This is a genomic window from Streptomyces sp. NPDC056987, from assembly GCF_042673865.1.
Classification (GTDB): domain Bacteria; phylum Actinomycetota; class Actinomycetes; order Streptomycetales; family Streptomycetaceae; genus Streptomyces.
This window is the reverse complement of the sequence record NZ_JBHURV010000046.1, coordinates 58,457-74,259: the sequence shown is the minus strand read 5'-3', so window position 1 is coordinate 74,259 and position 15,803 is coordinate 58,457. Positions and strand designations below refer to the sequence as shown.

At 72.2% G+C, this 15,803-nt stretch carries 12 protein-coding genes, 3 tRNA genes and 1 pseudogene; 8 read left to right on the top strand and 8 right to left on the bottom strand.

What is annotated here, in order from left to right; all coding sequences use genetic code 11:
- From ACFTZC_RS35985 to ACFTZC_RS35965, 5 genes and pseudogenes are all read left to right on the top strand, one after another.
- A pseudogene (locus ACFTZC_RS35985) lies at positions 1-843 on the top strand (DNA polymerase III subunit gamma and tau); the annotation flags it as partial.
- A gap of 73 nt (positions 844-916) precedes the next feature.
- The gene (gene purD / locus ACFTZC_RS35980; RefSeq protein WP_382897286.1) at positions 917-2,191 is read left to right on the top strand and encodes a phosphoribosylamine--glycine ligase; all 1,275 of its coding nucleotides are present in this window, start codon (positions 917-919) and stop codon (positions 2,189-2,191) included.
- A 340-nt stretch (positions 2,192-2,531) separates the two neighbouring features.
- Positions 2,532-4,472 (top strand): hypothetical protein, encoded by a 1,941-nt coding sequence (locus tag ACFTZC_RS35975; RefSeq protein WP_382897283.1) that lies wholly within the window; start codon positions 2,532-2,534, stop codon positions 4,470-4,472.
- A 475-nt stretch (positions 4,473-4,947) separates the two neighbouring features.
- Positions 4,948-6,408 (top strand): N,N-dimethylformamidase beta subunit family domain-containing protein, encoded by a 1,461-nt coding sequence (locus ACFTZC_RS35970; RefSeq protein WP_382897282.1) that lies wholly within the window; start codon positions 4,948-4,950, stop codon positions 6,406-6,408.
- 167 nt (positions 6,409-6,575) lie between these two features.
- Positions 6,576-7,472 (top strand): phosphoribosylaminoimidazolesuccinocarboxamide synthase, encoded by an 897-nt coding sequence (locus tag ACFTZC_RS35965; protein WP_382897279.1) that lies wholly within the window; start codon positions 6,576-6,578, stop codon positions 7,470-7,472.
- 77 nt (positions 7,473-7,549) lie between these two features.
- Here the strand turns inward: ACFTZC_RS35965 and ACFTZC_RS35960 are convergent.
- The 8 genes from ACFTZC_RS35960 to ACFTZC_RS35925 all read right to left on the bottom strand — a co-directional run bounded on the left by ACFTZC_RS35960 (position 7,550) and on the right by ACFTZC_RS35925 (position 12,080).
- Positions 7,550-7,622 (bottom strand) — tRNA-Gly (locus ACFTZC_RS35960).
- A gap of 46 nt (positions 7,623-7,668) precedes the next feature.
- Positions 7,669-8,424, bottom strand: a complete 756-nt coding sequence (locus ACFTZC_RS35955) for a response regulator (RefSeq protein WP_382897277.1) — start codon at positions 8,422-8,424, stop codon at positions 7,669-7,671.
- Positions 8,424-9,044, bottom strand: coding sequence for a sensor histidine kinase (locus ACFTZC_RS35950; protein WP_382897274.1), 621 nt, complete (start codon positions 9,042-9,044; stop codon positions 8,424-8,426). Before ACFTZC_RS35950 ends, ACFTZC_RS35955 begins: the two co-directional genes overlap by 1 nt.
- A gap of 52 nt (positions 9,045-9,096) precedes the next feature.
- Positions 9,097-10,008 carry an ABC transporter permease gene (locus ACFTZC_RS35945; protein WP_382897271.1) on the bottom strand — a complete coding sequence of 304 codons (912 nt, stop codon included), beginning with the start codon at positions 10,006-10,008 and terminating at the stop codon, positions 9,097-9,099.
- On the bottom strand, positions 10,005-10,982 hold the full coding sequence (locus ACFTZC_RS35940) for an ABC transporter ATP-binding protein (protein WP_382897268.1): 978 nt from the start codon (positions 10,980-10,982) through the stop codon (positions 10,005-10,007). The genes ACFTZC_RS35945 and ACFTZC_RS35940 overlap by 4 nt, the downstream gene beginning before the upstream one ends.
- A 165-nt stretch (positions 10,983-11,147) precedes the next feature.
- A tRNA-Gly gene (locus ACFTZC_RS35935) sits at positions 11,148-11,220 on the bottom strand.
- Positions 11,221-11,288: 68 nt separating this feature from the next.
- Positions 11,289-11,360, bottom strand: a tRNA-Gly gene (locus ACFTZC_RS35930).
- A 378-nt stretch (positions 11,361-11,738) separates the two neighbouring features.
- Complete coding sequence (locus tag ACFTZC_RS35925) at positions 11,739-12,080, bottom strand: Lsr2 family protein (protein WP_382897265.1); 342 nt, start codon at positions 12,078-12,080, stop codon at positions 11,739-11,741.
- Positions 12,081-12,481: 401 nt separating this feature from the next.
- Here ACFTZC_RS35925 and purS point away from each other — a divergent pair, with 401 nt between their 5' ends.
- Genes purS through purL form a run of 3 tightly spaced genes read left to right on the top strand, consistent with a single transcriptional unit; the run spans position 12,482 to position 15,725 of the window.
- Positions 12,482-12,790 carry a phosphoribosylformylglycinamidine synthase subunit PurS gene (gene purS, locus ACFTZC_RS35920; protein WP_382897262.1) on the top strand — a complete coding sequence of 103 codons (309 nt, stop codon included), beginning with the start codon at positions 12,482-12,484 and terminating at the stop codon, positions 12,788-12,790.
- On the top strand, positions 12,787-13,467 hold the full coding sequence (gene purQ, locus ACFTZC_RS35915; RefSeq protein WP_382897259.1) for a phosphoribosylformylglycinamidine synthase subunit PurQ: 681 nt from the start codon (positions 12,787-12,789) through the stop codon (positions 13,465-13,467). Before purS ends, purQ begins: the two co-directional genes overlap by 4 nt.
- Positions 13,467-15,725: a phosphoribosylformylglycinamidine synthase subunit PurL gene (purL, locus tag ACFTZC_RS35910; RefSeq protein ID WP_382897256.1), complete on the top strand. Its 2,259-nt coding sequence runs from the start codon at positions 13,467-13,469 to the stop codon at positions 15,723-15,725. Before purQ ends, purL begins: the two co-directional genes overlap by 1 nt.
- The last annotated feature ends 78 nt before the right edge of the window (positions 15,726-15,803 follow it).

Sequence of the window (15,803 nt, the reverse complement as noted above, 5' to 3'; positions counted from 1 at the left end):
CGCCGAGACCGGGCGGCGCCCGGTGGCTGGCCCACCGCCTCCACGCCGGGGCAGGGCGTGCGCCAGCCGGCCGCCGTGCCGACCCCGCCGTCCGCCGCCGCGCCCGCACCCGGCGCCAGCCCGGCCGCGGGCGCCGGCGCGGGGGCGGCGAGTCCGGGGATGGCGCAGGGCGCCGGGCAGGTACGGCACATGTGGCCGGACATCCTGGAGGCCGTCAAGAACCGCCGCCGCTTCACCTGGATCCTGCTCAGCCAGAACGCGCAGGTCGCCGGGTTCGACGGGACGACACTCCAGGTCGGCTTCATCAACGCGGGCGCCCGCGACAACTTCACGAGCAGCGGCAGCGAGGCGGTGCTCAAGCAGGCCCTCGCCGAGCAGTTCCAGGTCCAGTGGAAGATCGAGGCGATCGTCGACCCGTCCGGCGGCACCGCGCCCCCGGCACCGTCCGGTGGCGGTGGCGGCGGGGGCTACGGGGCTCCCGGCGGTGGTTACGGCGCGCCCGCCGGAGGCGGGGCTCCGCCCGGCGGCGGTGGCTACGGCGCTCCCTCGGGCCCCGGCCCGGCCCAGGGACCGGGCCCCGGCCCCGGTCCCGGTCCCGGCTCCGGATCCGGGCCCGCGCCGACGTCCCAGGCATCGCGGCCCGCCGCGCCCGCGCCCGCCCGCCCCGAGCCGCCGCGCCCCGACAACAGACCCGCGGCCCCGCCCCCGCCGCACACCGTGGCCCCGGAGGACGACACGGCGGAGGAGGACGATCCGGATCTCGTCGACTCCGCCCTCTCCGGCCACGACCTGATCGTGCGCGAGCTGGGAGCGACCGTGGTGGAGGAATATACGAACGAATGACGGACCGCCCCTCGGCGTCTCGTCCCATGGCCCGCACACGGGCCGGCGCCCCCGCCCGGTTAGGCTGCCCCTCGTGAAGGTCCTTGTCATCGGCGGCGGCGCCCGCGAACACGCCCTGTGCCGCTCTCTCTCCCTCGACCCCGAGGTCACCGCTCTCCACTGCGCGCCCGGCAACGCCGGCACCGCCGAGGTGGCCGAGTCGCACCCGGTGGACGCGCTGGACGGCGCGGCCGTGGCCCGCCTCGCCACCGAGCTGGGGGCGGAGCTGGTCGTCGTCGGACCCGAGGCGCCCCTGGTCGCCGGGGTCGCCGACGCCGTACGGGACGCGGGCATCCCCTGCTTCGGCCCCTCGAAGGAGGCCGCCGAGCTGGAGGGCTCCAAGGCGTTCGCCAAGGACGTGATGGCCGCGGCGAACGTACCGACGGCACGCAGTTACGTCTGCACGACCCCGCAGCAGATCGACGACGCGCTCGACGCGTTCGGCCCGCCCTACGTCGTCAAGGACGACGGGCTCGCGGCCGGCAAGGGCGTCGTGGTGACCGGCGACCTCGCCGTGGCCCGCGCGCACGGGCTCGCCTGCGGCCGCGTCGTCATCGAGGAGTTCCTCGACGGACCCGAGGTCTCGCTCTTCGCGATCACCGACGGCGAGACGGTCCTGCCGCTCCAGCCCGCGCAGGACTTCAAGCGCGCGCTCGACGGCGACGAGGGCCCCAACACCGGTGGCATGGGCGCGTACTCCCCGCTCCCGTGGGCCGATCCCAAGCTGGTGGAAGAGGTCCTGGAGACCGTTCTGCAGCCCACGGTCGACGAACTGCGCCGCCGGGGCACGCCGTTCGCCGGACTCCTGTACGCGGGCCTCGCGATCACCGGCCGCGGCGTACGGGTCATCGAGTTCAACGCCCGCTTCGGCGACCCCGAGACCCAGGTGGTCCTGGCCCGCCTCAAGACCCCGCTGGCCGGTGTCCTGCTGGCGGCGGCCGAGGGGAACCTCGCGGCGCACCCCCCGCTGGCCTGGCGCGACGACGCGGCGGTCACGGTGGTCGTCGCCTCGCACAACTACCCGGACACCCCGCGCACCGGCGACCCGATCGAGGGGCTGGCCGAGGTCGCGGACCAGGATGGACCCGACGCGTACGTCCTGCACGCCGGAACCCGGCGGGAAGGCGGCGCCACCGACGCCGGCACGGTGGTCAGCGCCGGCGGGCGCGTGCTCTCCGTGACGGCCACGGGCAAGGACCTGACACAGGCCCGCGAGCGCGCGTACACGGCGCTGGGCCGGATCCGCCTCGCCGGTTCCCAGCACCGTACGGACATCGCGCGCGCCGCCGCGGACGTCCGGGAGGGCTGATCCGGGCGGTCTCCGTCACCACCGCCGTAGTTCTCTGTACGTATGCGAGCCGCAGCCCCGTCGCCGGGCTGCGGCTCGCGGTCGTGCACGCGGCTCACCGTCGCGTCCGCGGCTCATCTACGCGCGGGTAGCCCCAGGGCGCCGCTCGTCAGCAGCTTTGACCAGAGCCATTCCATCGGGTGACGGTTGGGCCATCCGGATGACGGCTCTTCGGGGTCCAACTAGGGTGCGGCGCATGCGTTCCGGCACTTGGCCCACCGGCATTGCGATGTCAGTGGCGGGTGCCACAGTGGGGGAGTGAGCAACGCAGCCGACACGGCAGAGGGGGTGAGGTCCGACCATGTCCGGTTCCGGGATCGGTGAAGAGCTGGGCGCTCAGGGTGCCCGGGTCCGTGCGCTCGCCGTGCTGCGGCTGCGCGGCCGGGCGCTGGCCGTCGCGCTGCTGCCCGCGGCCGTCGCCGTCGTGCTGCTGGCAGGCGGGGCGACGGGGCATCTCGCCGGCGCGGGGTGGAACGCCGCGCGCTGGGCGGTGACGGTTCTCGCCGTCGTCGTGCTGGCGCTGGCCGCCGCCGTCGCCGCCGTCGTCGTCCGTGCCAGGCCCGCTCTCAGCCCCACCGTCGCGGTCTCGGAGAAGGCCGCGCCCGATCTCTACCGTCTGGTGCGCGATCTCGCGGAGCGTCTCGACGTCCCCGCACCCTCCGCCATAGCGCTGACCCCGGACTGCGATAGCTGGCTGGAGGACCGTACGCATCCCGGGCACGACCGGCCGCGCGAACGGATATTCGGCCGTGCACTCGGCCGGGCGGTTCCGCCGCCGGCCGGACCGGCCGGCCCCGCCGGTGCGCCCACCGCCGGACCGGTCGTCGAATCGGCCGCGCGACCGGTCTCCGGCACCGGGGGCGGTGTGGTGGGCGGCGGCGCCCGGCGCCCGGTCGTCGCCACGCCCGTCCTCGTGATCGGCTCGCCCTTCCTCTGGTGGATGCGCGTCGCCGAGCTGCGCGCCGTCCTCGCCCCGGTCGTCGCCGGTACGGGACTCTCCGCGCATCCGGACATAGCGGCTGCCCGGCGCTTCGTCCGGGGGCTCGACGCGGCGGTCGCCGTCGCGTCCGCCCCGGGCCTCGGCCCGGTCCGCAGGGTGGCCCTCGGCGCGGTCGCGCGCGTGGCCCGGGTGCTGCTGCGCGGCTGCGGCGAGCATGCCGCGCTGATGGAGCGCGGGGTGGCCGCCGCCGCGTCCGAGCGCGCCCAGGCGGTGGACTACGGACTGCGGATCGTCGCCCAGGAGCAGGTGGGCCTCGCGTACGCGGGGTGGGACCGGCTGCTCACGCGCGTCGCGCTGCCCGCCTGGCGGATGGGCCGCTGGCCCTCCCGGCTCGACGCCGGTGTGGTCTCGGCCCTGACGGAGCTGTCCCGCCGTGACCGCCTCGCCGAGGGCTTCGCCTCCCGGCTCGGCGAGCGTCCCGCCTGCGACCTGCTCGAAGAACCGGGCGCGGTCGACGAGGCGGCCTCCCTGCTCGCCGCCCGCCTCTTCCACGGCGGCCCGGCCGAGGGGGGCCCGGACTGGTCCCCGGTGGACTGGCAGCAGTATCCGGAGGAGGTCGTCGACCGCAAGTGGCGTACGGAGGCCGCCCGGCTGCACCGCGTCCTGGACCGCATGGAGGTCGGCTCCAGGGTCGGTACGGCACGGGGCGCGGGCATCGGCTCGGGCGTCGGCGCGGGTGTCGGTTCGGGCGTCGGTTCCGGTGTCGGCACGAGTGCCGGTTCCGGTGCCGGTACGGGCATCCGCGCCGGTGTCGGTACGGGCGTGGGCACCGGGAGTTCCGTTCCCGCACCGGGGCCCACCCTGGCGCGCGTCATGGACCACCTCTCCCGCCCCGCCGACACGGACGGCGAGACCGGAGCGGCCCTGGCCGCCGGCATCAGCGCCGAGCTGGCCAGGGAGGAAGCGGCGGCCCCGGTCGCCCCCGCCGAGGCGGGGGGCGACGCCCTCGCGCTCTGGGGCACCGACCCGCTGCCCCTCCTCCCCCTCCAGCCGCCGCGCACCGGCCGCGAACTGCTCGCCGACCACGTCACGGCGATGGTCTGCTGCTCCGCCGTCGACACGGCGGGCGCCGCCCCCGGCCTGGACTGGCTGGACGGCCCGGCCCTGCTGGTCGACGGAGTCCGCAGAGCCGATCTCGGCGGGCGCGTCCTCAGCCTGGTCGAGGGCGGCGACGCGGAGCCGCTCCGCTCGTGGCTGGCCTCCCTCGGCGTCCGCGCGGAGAAGCCCGTACGCCTCGTGTGAGCCCCGGGGCGTACGGGCGGGGCGGCACCTGTAGGCCGGCCGTACCGGCACCCGTAGGCCGGCCGTACGCCCCAGGCCCGCCCCCGCTCCAGGCCCGCCCCCGCCCCTGACCGCACACCCGCCGAAGCCCCTCCGCGAGCACCGCACTCCCGGTGGCCGAATATGTTCCCCTTTCTTGTCACCGCCCGTTCCCTTTCATGCCTGTACATGTGCATTCGTCCCTCCATGGCCTCTCCGGCTCGCGCCGACCCACGTTCCGGAGCGATGTATTCCGTTCACGTCAATTCACGACGAACGGTGACGGGCCACACGCGTTTTGTGATGTGCTGGTGTCCGGAGCCGACCGTCGACCGCGTCACCGACCGGCCAAACGGCCGTATTACCGTCGTATTACCGGCGCGTCGGCGCACGTATCGAGGCGTGCATCAACATCCGTGCCCCCTGCGGGCGCGGCGGCACGGAGGAGGGGCGCACCATGGGGGCGGACCAGATCCGGCGATGGGAATCGGGCGCTCTCGCCCACGCGGTGAGCGACCCGTTCGGCCAGGGCCCGCTGCCCTGGCTGCGCGGCAGCGAGAACTACATCGACGACACCGGCCAGGTCGTCCCCTGGTACGCGGACCCGACGCTGGGCGCGGGCCGCAGCGGCGGCCCCCGTACCGCCGACGACGTACGGCGCCAGATCAAGGGCTTCGCCTCGAACGGCGCCGTGGCCCCGGGCGAGGCGATCGACTTCCACGTCACCGTCGACCCGCCGCAGGAGTTCTTCGTCGACATCTACCGGATCGGGCACTACGGCGGCGACGGCGCCCGCAAGATCACCACCAGCCCGCGCCTCTCCGGCATCGTCCAGTCCGCGCCGCTCGCCGTCGACCGCACGGTCTCCTGCCACCACTGGTGGCTCTCCTGGCGGCTCCAGATCCCGTCGTACTGGTCCCTCGGCGCCTACGTCGCCGTCCTCACCACGGTCGACGGCTACCGCTCCCACATCCCCTTCACGGTCCGCGACAGCCACCCCGCCGATCTGCTCCTCCTGCTCCCCGACATCACCTGGCAGGCGTACAACCTCTATCCCGAGGACGGCCACACCGGCGCCAGCCTCTACCACGCCTGGGACGAGCAGGGCCGGCTCCTCGGCGAGCAGGACGCCGCGACGACCGTCTCCTTCGACCGCCCCTACGCGGGCGCGGGACTGCCCCTCCATGTGGGCCATGCCTACGACTTCATCCGCTGGGCCGAGCGCTACGGCTACGACCTGGCGTACGCCGACGCCCGCGACCTGCACGCGGGCCGTGTCGACCCCACCCGCTACCGGGGCCTGATCTTCCCCGGTCACGACGAGTACTGGTCCGTCCCCATGCGGACCACCGTCGAAGCCGCCCGCGACCACGGCACCTCGCTCGTCTTCCTCTCCGCCAACTCTCTCTACTGGCAGGTGGAGCTGGGCCCTTCGGCCTCCGGTGTCCCCGACCGCCTCCTCACCTGCCGCAAGCGCCGCGGCCCCGGGCGCCCCGCCCTCTGGCGTGAGGTGGACCGGGCGGAGCAGCAGCTTCTCGGCATCCAGTACGCGGGCCGGGTCCCCGAGCCGCACCCGCTCGTCGTACGGAACGCCGGCCACTGGCTCTGGGAGGCCGTCGGCGTGGCCGAGGGCGAGGAGATCGCGGGGCTGGTCGCGGGCGAGGCGGACCGGTACTTCCCGCGTACGGCGCTGCCCGAGCACCAGAACCGGATCCTGCTCGCGCACTCCCCGTACCGCGACAGCGAGAACACCAAGCGCCACCAGGAGACCTCGCTCTACCGCGCCCCGTCCGGCGCCCTCGTCTTCGCCTCCGGCACCTTCGCCTGGTCCCCGGCGCTGGACCGCCCCGGCCATGTCGACCCGCGGATCCAGCGTGCGACCGCCAACCTCCTCGACCGGATCTGCAAACGGGATTGACCGCCCCGCCTCCCCGGACGTCCGCCCGCCTACCCGGACGTCCGCCCGCCTCCCCGGACGCCCGCCTGACTCCCGGATCTCTCCGCCCACCCCCGCGAGCTGCGGCTTCCGGCATACGGGAGAATCGAGACGATCTCCTTGATCGGACATAACCACGCGGAGGAACGGTGTCCGGATTCGTAGAAAAGCCCGAGCCCCTTCAGGTGCCGGGGCTGGTGCACATCCACACCGGCAAGGTGCGTGATCTGTACCGGAACGAGGCGGGCCACCTGGTGATGGTCGCCAGCGACCGTATGTCCGCGTACGACTGGGTCCTGCCCACCGAGATCCCGGACAAGGGCCGGGTCCTCACCCGGCTCTCGCTCTGGTGGTTCGAACGGCTGACGGACCTCGTCCCGAACCATGTGATCTCCACCGACGTCCCCGAGGGCGCCCCCGCCGACTGGGCCGGCCGCACCCTCGTCTGCGAGTCGCTCGACATGATCCAGGTGGAGTGCGTCGCACGCGGCTACCTCACCGGCTCGGGCCTCGCCGAGTACCAGGAGTCCCGCACCGTCTGCGGGCTCGCGCTCCCCGAAGGGCTGGTCGACGGCTCCGAGCTGCCCGCCCCGATCTTCACCCCGGCGACGAAGGCGGCCGTGGGGGACCACGACGAGAACGTGTCGTACGACGAGGTGGTGCGCCTGATCGGCACCGAGAACGCGTCCCTGCTGCGCCGGACGACCCTCGACGTCTACGGCCGGGCCCGGGACATCGCGCGCGACCGGGGGATCATCCTCGCCGACACGAAGTTCGAGTTCGGCTTCGACGGAGAGCGCCTGGTGATCGCGGACGAGGTGCTGACGCCCGACTCCTCGCGCTTCTGGCCGGCCGCCACCTGGGAGCCGGGCCGCGCGCAGTCTTCGTACGACAAGCAGTACGTACGCGACTGGCTGACCTCGCCCGCCTCCGGCTGGGACCGCGCGAGCGAGCAGCCGCCGCCCCCGCTGCCGCAGGAGATCGTGGACGCGACCCGCGCGAAGTACCTGGAGGCGTACGAACTTCTCACCGGCAAGAGCTGGTAGAGCGGGCAGGACCGCTGGAGCGGGGTAAGCGAGAAGCCCCCGGCCGATTCATTCGGCCGGGGGCTTCTCGTTCTCTGAGCGGACGACCAGGTTCGAACTGGCGACCTCAACCTTGGCAAGGTTGCGCTCTACCAACTGAGCTACGTCCGCATGCGCCGCTCTGCTTCCGCACCGTTGCGCGGTGGCGCGAGGCCAACTATACCCAACCCCGGTCGCGTGCGAGACGCGCTGCCGCATGCCGGTTCTCCGCCCCCAGCTTGGTGGCCGCCGACGACAGGTAGTTCCGTACGGTCCCCTGCGAGAGGGAGGCGCGCTCGGCGATCTCCGCGATCGACGCACCGTCGACCGCCAGCTCCAGGACCTCGGCCTCGCGGGCGGTCAGCGGCGAGTCCCCGGCGGAGATCGCGTCGGCGGCCAACTCCGGGTCCACGAAGCGGTAACCGGCGTGGACGGAGCGGATGATCTCGGCGAGCTGCCGCGCGCTGACCGTTTTGGGCACGAAGCCGCGCACCCCGGCGGCCAGCGCCCGCTTGAGGTGGCCGGGCCTGCCGTGGCTCGTCACGATCATCGTCCGGCAGCCGGGCAGTTCGGCCCGGAGGGATGTGGCGACTTTCACACCGTCCGCTCCCGGCATCTGGAGATCCAGCACGGCGACATCGGGACGGTGGGCCCGCGCCATCGCGAGCGCCTCGGGTCCCGTGGCCGCCTCGGCGACGACGACGAGATCGTCCTCAAGGGCGAGCAGCGCGGCCACGGCGCCCCGGATCAGGTGCTCGTCATCGGCCAGGAGGACCCGTACCGGGACGCTGGGGCGGGAGGCGGAAGCACCGGACGGCTGGGAAGACACGGGCGGCTGGGAAGACACGGGCGGCACGGACGTCACGGGTGGCTCGGACGGTACGGACGGCTCGAACGGCTCGGGCGGTACGGAGGACTCGGGCGGTACGGACATCAGACCGCCACCTCCGCGCCCGCGCCCTCGCCGGCGCCCATCGGCCCCGCGCCCGACCCGGACGACGGCCCCGGCCCCGGCCCCCGCCCTGATCCCGGTCGGGACCGTGGCCGTGGCTGTTCCGGCAGCGGGATCCGTGCCGTCAGGTGGAAGCCGCCGCCCTTCGTGGGGCCCGCCTCCAGCGTGCCGTCCACGGCGACCAGCCGTTCCCGCAGCCCGGCGAGCCCGGAACCCTTCGCCCGCTGTCCGGCGGCGCCCCCGGCCGGATCGGTCCCCGCCACGCCGTCGTTCTCCACGATCAGAACCGCCTCCCAGCCACTGAACTCCCTGGAGCCTACGGATTCCCCGGACCCTACGGGCCTTCCGTACTCTCCTGTCTCCGACGGCTGCTCCGACAGCCGTACGGTGCACCGCCGCGGGTCCCCGTGCCGCAGGACGTTCGTCGTCGCCTCGCGCACCACCCACCCCAGCGCGGACCGGACCCCGGTCGGAAGCCCCATGCTCCCGCGCTGTCCGCCGCCCCGCCCGCCGTTCGGCATTCCGCCCTCGATCGTCTCGATCCCGTCGATCTGGCAGTCGATGCCGGCCGCCTCCAGCACGCCCAGGGTGATCGATGCCACTCCGAGGCCCCCGAGGAGCATCAGCAGGGCGCCCGACGGCCCTCAGCGGTTCTCAGCGGCGCGGCTCCCAGCGGAACCACCGCTGTACGGCAAAGCCGGCCAGCACGATCCAGACCAGGGCGGTCAGCGCCGCCGTGAGGAGGTCATACCCCTCCGTACCGCCCAGCCAGCCCGCCCGTATCAGGGTCATCACGCCGGTCACGGGCAGCAGTTCGCAGATGGTGGCCACCCGGTCCGGCAGCACCTGCAGCGGTACGAAGAGACCGGAGCCCACCACCGAGATCAGGAACAGCGGCATTGTGGTGATCTGGGCGCTCTCCACGGTACGGGTGAACGCCGAGGTCGCGGCCGCCAGCGAGGTGAGCAGCAGCAGCCCGGCCAGCAGTCCGCCGAGCAGCAGCAGCGGGTTCTCCGGCGCGGGCACCCCCAGGAACGCGACCCCGCCCGCGATCATCAGGCAGGACTGCGCGAAGGCCAGCACGACCGCGGGCAGCGCCGTACCGGCGAGGATCTCGCGGTCGGACGCCTCGACCGTACGGAGCCGCTTGAGCACCAGGTCCTCGCGGCGGGCCGTGTACGCGGCGGAGAGGTTGGCGTACACCCCCATGATCAGCACCATGCCGATGCTGCCGGCCATCGCGACCTCGATGCCGGTCATCCCGACCTTGCCGAGGTCGACCTCCCTGAGAGACGCCTTGATCGCCCCGATCATGGCCACCGGCACGATCAGCGCGGAGAAGAGCGCGGTCCTGTTCCGGACGAGCATGACGTACTCCGCCTGCCCGAGCGCCTTGAGCCGCCCGGCGGCCGTCGTCCGCGGCCCGCCGGCCGGGTCCTTCGTCGTGCCCGTCGTGCCTGTCGTGCCTGTCGCGCCCGCCGCGCCTGTCGCGCCCGCCCGACGCGTCGTCCCCGGATCGATCACCTCGACCGCCCCGTCATCCGCGCTGCCGTCCGTCCTGCTCATCGTGCGTCCCCCGTTTCCGCGCGCTCCGACGCGATATCCAGAAATGCCTCTTCGAGGGAGGCGGAACGGGCGTCCAGCGTCGCCAGTTCCACGTCCGACTCCTCGGCCCAGCGCAGGAGTTCCCCCAGGTCCCGCTGGAGCCGCCGGGTGCGGATCTCCATCTGCCCGTCGCCGCGCTCCGCCGCGTGCAGCGACAGCGGGAGCCGTCCGGCGGGGACGCCGGCGGGCAGCGTGAAGCGGATCCGCGCGGGCCGGGCCGCGGTCACCTCGGCCGGGGTGCCGGAGACCTCGATCCGGCCCCTGTGCATGATCGCCAGCCGGTCGGCGAGGGTCTCGGCCTCCTCCAGGTAGTGCGTGGTCAGCAGCACGGTGGTGCCGCCCGCCCGCAGCTCCCGCACCAACTCCCAGGTGTCGCGCCGCCCTTCGGCGTCCAGCCCCGTCGTCGGCTCGTCCAGGAAGAGCACCTCGGGCCGTCCGAGCAGCGCGAGCGCCAGGTCCAGGCGCCGCTTCTCGCCGCCGGAGAGCTGCTTGACCCGTACGCCGGCCCGGTGGCCCATCCCCACCAGTTCCAGCGCCTCACCGGTCGGGCGCGCGCCGCTGGTGCACCCGGCGCACATCCGCACCGTTTCCGTGACCGTCAGGTCGGAGGGGAAGCCGCCCTCTTGGAGCATCACGCCCACCCGGGGTCGCACGGCGGCCCGTTCGGTGTACGGATCGTGCCCCAGCACCCGGATCGTGCCGCCGCTGGGCCGGGCCAGGCCCTCCAGCAGCTCGACGGTGGACGTCTTGCCCGCGCCGTTCGTCCCGAGCAGTGCGAACAGCTCGCCGCGCGGCACGGAGAAGGAGATCCCGTCGACCGCGTGGAATCCGCCGGTGTACGTGCGCCGCAAGGCGTTCACGTCGATCGCCGGGGCGGGCGCGGCGCCGTCGTCCCGGGGCGGGTGGGCCGAAACCTGCGTCGATGCCTGAGTCATGTCTTCAAGGGTTCCGGCGGAGCGGGCCCTTCGGCAGTGCGCCCTGTCACCGTCTCCGATGACATTTGTCATTTCGCGGGACGTGCGGCGGTGAGCGGAGGCTTATGAGGAGGAGAGGACACGAAGAAGGCCCTGGTCCGGGGACCAGGGCCTTCATTCTTCACGAGCGGACGACCAGGTTCGAACTGGCGACCTCAACCTTGGCAAGGTTGCGCTCTACCAACTGAGCTACGTCCGCATCGCACCGGCTGACCGATGCGCTCATCACTCTACCTGATCCATTGAGCCGGACCGGAAGCGATGTAGAGCGGGTGACAGGAATTGCACACTGCGCCTCCCCCTTGGAAAGGGGGCGTTCTACTACTGAACTACACCCGCACGCTGCCTGGGCTTCGGCTTTTCGGCCTTGCCCCTCGGCGTGTTCCAAACTCTAGCCGATCAGTGGGGGTGGTGTGCAACTCGGTGCGGAGCCAGGTCACTCGACCGGCGTGAGCCCGGGTACGAACCGGGCGCGAGCCGGGCACGAGCCGGGCGTGAACCCGCACACGGAACGGGCGCGGACCCGGGTGCGAACCGGGCGCGGCCCGGATACGAACCAGGCGGAGACCCGGCGCGGCCCCGGCGCTTCCGTCGGCGTCCGGCCCGCGCTCTGTTCGCACCCGGGTCCGCCTCCGGTGCCCCGCGCCCTGTCCGGGGCCGCCTCCGGTTCGCGCGCCCTGCCCGGTCCGTCTCCGGCGCCCCGCGCCCGCCCGCCGTTCAACTCGCTTGGTGGAACGCCTCGTACACCCGCTTCGGGATCCGGCCGCGCGCCGGCACCTCCACCTTGTGGGACTGCGCCCAGGCCCGCACCGCCGCCGGGTCGGGAGCGAGCGCCGTGTGCCGGTAGGTCGTACGCGAGCGTGACTTGCCGTGCTTACTGGCATTTGTCTGCTTTCGGCCCGCCGCCATGAAGGGGGCCAGGGCCTTACGCAGTTTCTTCGCGTTGGCAGGATTGAGGTCGATCTCGTACGACTTCCCGTCCAGGCCGAACGCGACCGTTTCCGCCGCATCCCCGCCGTCGATGTCGTCGGAGAGCGTGACCACTACGCGCTGCGCCACGGATTCAGGTCCTTTCTTGCGGCACCCGCTCACGCCCGAACGTGCCCGACATGTGCGGGAAACGTGTTGACGTGCTGCGATACCGGCCTTCCGGCTCTTATGGGGCAATGCTTCTTTCCGCTGTATTCCTTTGTACAGCGAAAGAGACCGCATTGTGAAGCCCACCCAATTACATCAGCGTGTCCTGCGGCAATGGGTGGCGAGATTTTTTTCCGGGATTTTTCCCGGCACTGTCCCGCGGTGGCCCCGGCCGTCCCGCCGTTCGCGCGGATCCAGAAAACGGACATATCTACCCGCGTAGATTTTCCGGCCGGGTACGCTGAGGTACCTCGGGGGGTCTGGGGGATTCCCCGGAGAACGCAACAGCGAGAACCAGCCGCACCACACCACCGGGAGTGCACGTGGCACGCGTCGTAGTCGACGTCATGCTCAAGCCGGAGATCCTCGACCCGCAGGGCCAGGCGGTGCAGCGCGCACTGCCCCGCCTGGGCTTCGAGGGGATCGCCGACGTCCGCCAGGGAAAGCGTTTCGAGCTGGAGGTGGCGGGGCCGGTCGACGAGGCCGCCCTCGCCCGCATCCATGAGATGGCCGAAACCTTTCTCGCCAACACCGTCATCGAGGACTTCGTAGTGAAGATCGATGAAGCTGACGAGGCCGGCGGGCGTGACGGGGCCGTCGCCGCCGCCGCGACGGCCGAGGAGTCGAAGTGACGTCTCGTATCGGAGTCGTCACCTTCCCCGGCACCCTCGACGACCGGGACAGCCTGCGGGCCGTCCGTATCGCCGGTGCCGAGCCGGTATCGCTGTGGCACCGCGACAAAGATCTCCATCAGGTCGACGCGGTTGTCCTGGCAGGCGGTTTCAGTTACGGCGATTATCTGCGGGCCGGTGCCATCTCCCGGTTCTCGCCGGTGATGGAAACGATCATTGAGCAGGCGAAGGCCGGTATGCCGGTTCTCGGCATCTGCAACGGCTTCCAGATCCTCACCGAGTCGCATCTCCTTCCAGGGGCGATGCTCCGTAACAACCATCTGCACTTCATCTGCCGCGATCAGAAACTGCGGGTGGAGAGCGCGGACACCGCCTGGACCGCCGACTATTCCGCCGGCCAGGAAATCTCCGTACCGCTCAAGAACATCGACGGCCGGTACGTCGCCGACGAGCGCACGCTCGACGCGCTGGAGGCCGAGGGCCGGGTCGCCTTCCGCTACCTGGACGGGAACCCGAACGGTTCGCTGCGCGACATCGCCGGGATCACCAACGCGGCGGGCAACGTCGTCGGCCTCATGCCGCACCCCGAGCACGCCGTGGAACCGCTGATCGGTACGGGCCGTACCGACGGCCTCGGATTCTTCACCTCGATCCTGAAGAAGCTGGTAAGCGCCTGATGACCATCAAGAACCTCGACACGGTCAAGCACGCGCTCGGCACCCCCGACGCCGAGCAGCCCTGGAAGGAACTCGGCCTCAAGGAGGACGAGTACGCCCGGATCCGCGAGATCCTGGAGCGCCGTCCCACCGGCGCCGAGCTGGCCATGTACTCCGTCATGTGGTCCGAGCACTGCTCGTACAAGAGCAGCAAGGTCCACCTGCGGCAGTTCGGCGAGAAGGCGCCCGCGAACGACGCGATGCTCGTCGGCATCGGCGAGAACGCGGGCGTCGTGGACGTCGGCCAGGGGTACGCGGTCACCTTCAAGGTCGAGTCGCACAACCACCCCTCGTACATCGAGCCCTACCAGGGCGCGGCCACCGGCGTCGGCGGCATCGTCCGCGACATCCTCGCCATGGGTGCCCGACCGGTCGCCGTCGTCGACCCGCTGCGCTTCGGAGCGGCCGACCACCCGGACACCAAGCGGGTGCTGCCCGGGGTCGTCGCGGGCATCGGCGGTTACGGCAACTGCCTCGGCCTGCCGAACATCGGCGGCGAGGTCGTCTTCGACGCCTGCTACCAGGGCAACCCGCTGGTCAACGCCGGCTGCATCGGCGTGATGAAGCACGAGGACATCCACCTCGCGAAGGCGTCCGGCGCGGGCAACAAGGTGATCCTGTACGGCGCCCGCACGGGCGGCGACGGCATCGGCGGCGTCTCGGTGCTGGCGAGCGAGACCTTCGAGTCCACCGGTCCGGCCAAGCGGCCCGCCGTGCAGGTCGGTGACCCCTTCCAGGAGAAGCTCCTCATCGAGTGCACCCTGGAGATCTTCGCGGAGAAGCTCGTCGCCGGGATCCAGGACCTCGGCGGCGCCGGCCTCTCCTGCGCGACGAGCGAGCTGGCGTCGGCCGGCTCCGGCGGGATGCGGGTCGAGCTGGACACCGTACCGCTGCGTGACGCGACCCTCTCGCCCGAGGAAATCCTCATGAGCGAGTCGCAGGAGCGCATGTGCGCGGTCGTCGAGCCCGGCAAGGTCGACCGCTTCATGGAGATCTGCGAGAAGTGGGACGTCATCGCCACGGTCATCGGTGAGGTGACCGAGGGCGAGCGCCTGGAGATCTTCTGGCACGGTGAGCAGATCGTCGACGTACCGCCGCGCTCCGTCGCCCATGACGGTCCGGTGTACGAGCGGCCCTACGCGCGCCCCGACTGGCAGGACGCCCTCCAGGCGGACGACGCGAACAAGCTCGCCCGCCCGGCCACCTCGGCCGAGCTGCGCGAGCAGGTGCTGCGGCTGGTCGCGTCGCCGAACCAGGCGTCGAAGGCGTGGATCACCGACCAGTACGACCGTTTCGTGCAGGGCAACACGGTGCTGGCGCAGCCCGAGGACGCCGGCATGGTCCGGATCGACGAGGAGTCGAACCTGGGCGTGGCGATGGCGACGGACGGCAACGGCCGCTTCGCGAAGCTCGACCCGTACACGGGCGCGCAGCTCGCGCTGGCGGAGGCGTACCGCAACGTGGCCGCCTCCGGAGCCACCCCGCTCGCCATCTCCGACTGCCTGAACTTCGGCTCGCCCGAGGACCCGGCCGTGATGTGGCAGTTCGCCGAGGCGACGCGTGGACTGGCCGACGGCTGCCTCCAGTTGGGTACGCCGGTGACCGGCGGCAATGTCTCGCTCTACAACCAGACGGGCGAGACGGCGATTCACCCGACGCCGGTCGTGGCCGTCCTCGGTGTGATCGACGACGTCAACCGCCGTACGCCGATCGCCTTCGCGGAGCAGGGCCAGCTTCTCTACCTGCTCGGCGACACCCGCGAGGAGTTCGGCGGTTCCGCCTGGTCCCAGGTCGTCCACGACCACCTGGGCGGGCTGCCGCCGGCCGTGGACCTGGACCGGGAGAAGCTGCTCGGCGAGATCCTGATCTCGGCGTCCCGCGACGGCATGATCGACGCGGCGCACGACCTGAGCGACGGCGGTCTGATCCAGGCGGTGACGGAGTCCTGCCTGCGCGGCGGGCACGGTGCGCGGCTGGTCGTACCGGACGGGCTCGACGCGTTCACACTCCTGTTCAGCGAGTCGGCGGGCCGCGCGGTCGTCGCCGTACCGCGCAGCGAGGAGCTCCGCTTCACCGACATGTGCGGGGCGCGCGGGCTGCCCGTGACCCGGATCGGGGTCGTGGACGGCGAGGAGATCGAGGTGCAGGGCGAGTTCGGCATCCCGCTGGGCGAGCTGAGGGACGCGCACGAGGCGACGATTCCGGCGCTGCTGGCCTGAGCGCCGCCGTTCGGTCACGTCAACCAGGCGTCGACCAGGAGTGACCAGGCGTCAACCAGGATCGACCAGGATCAATCA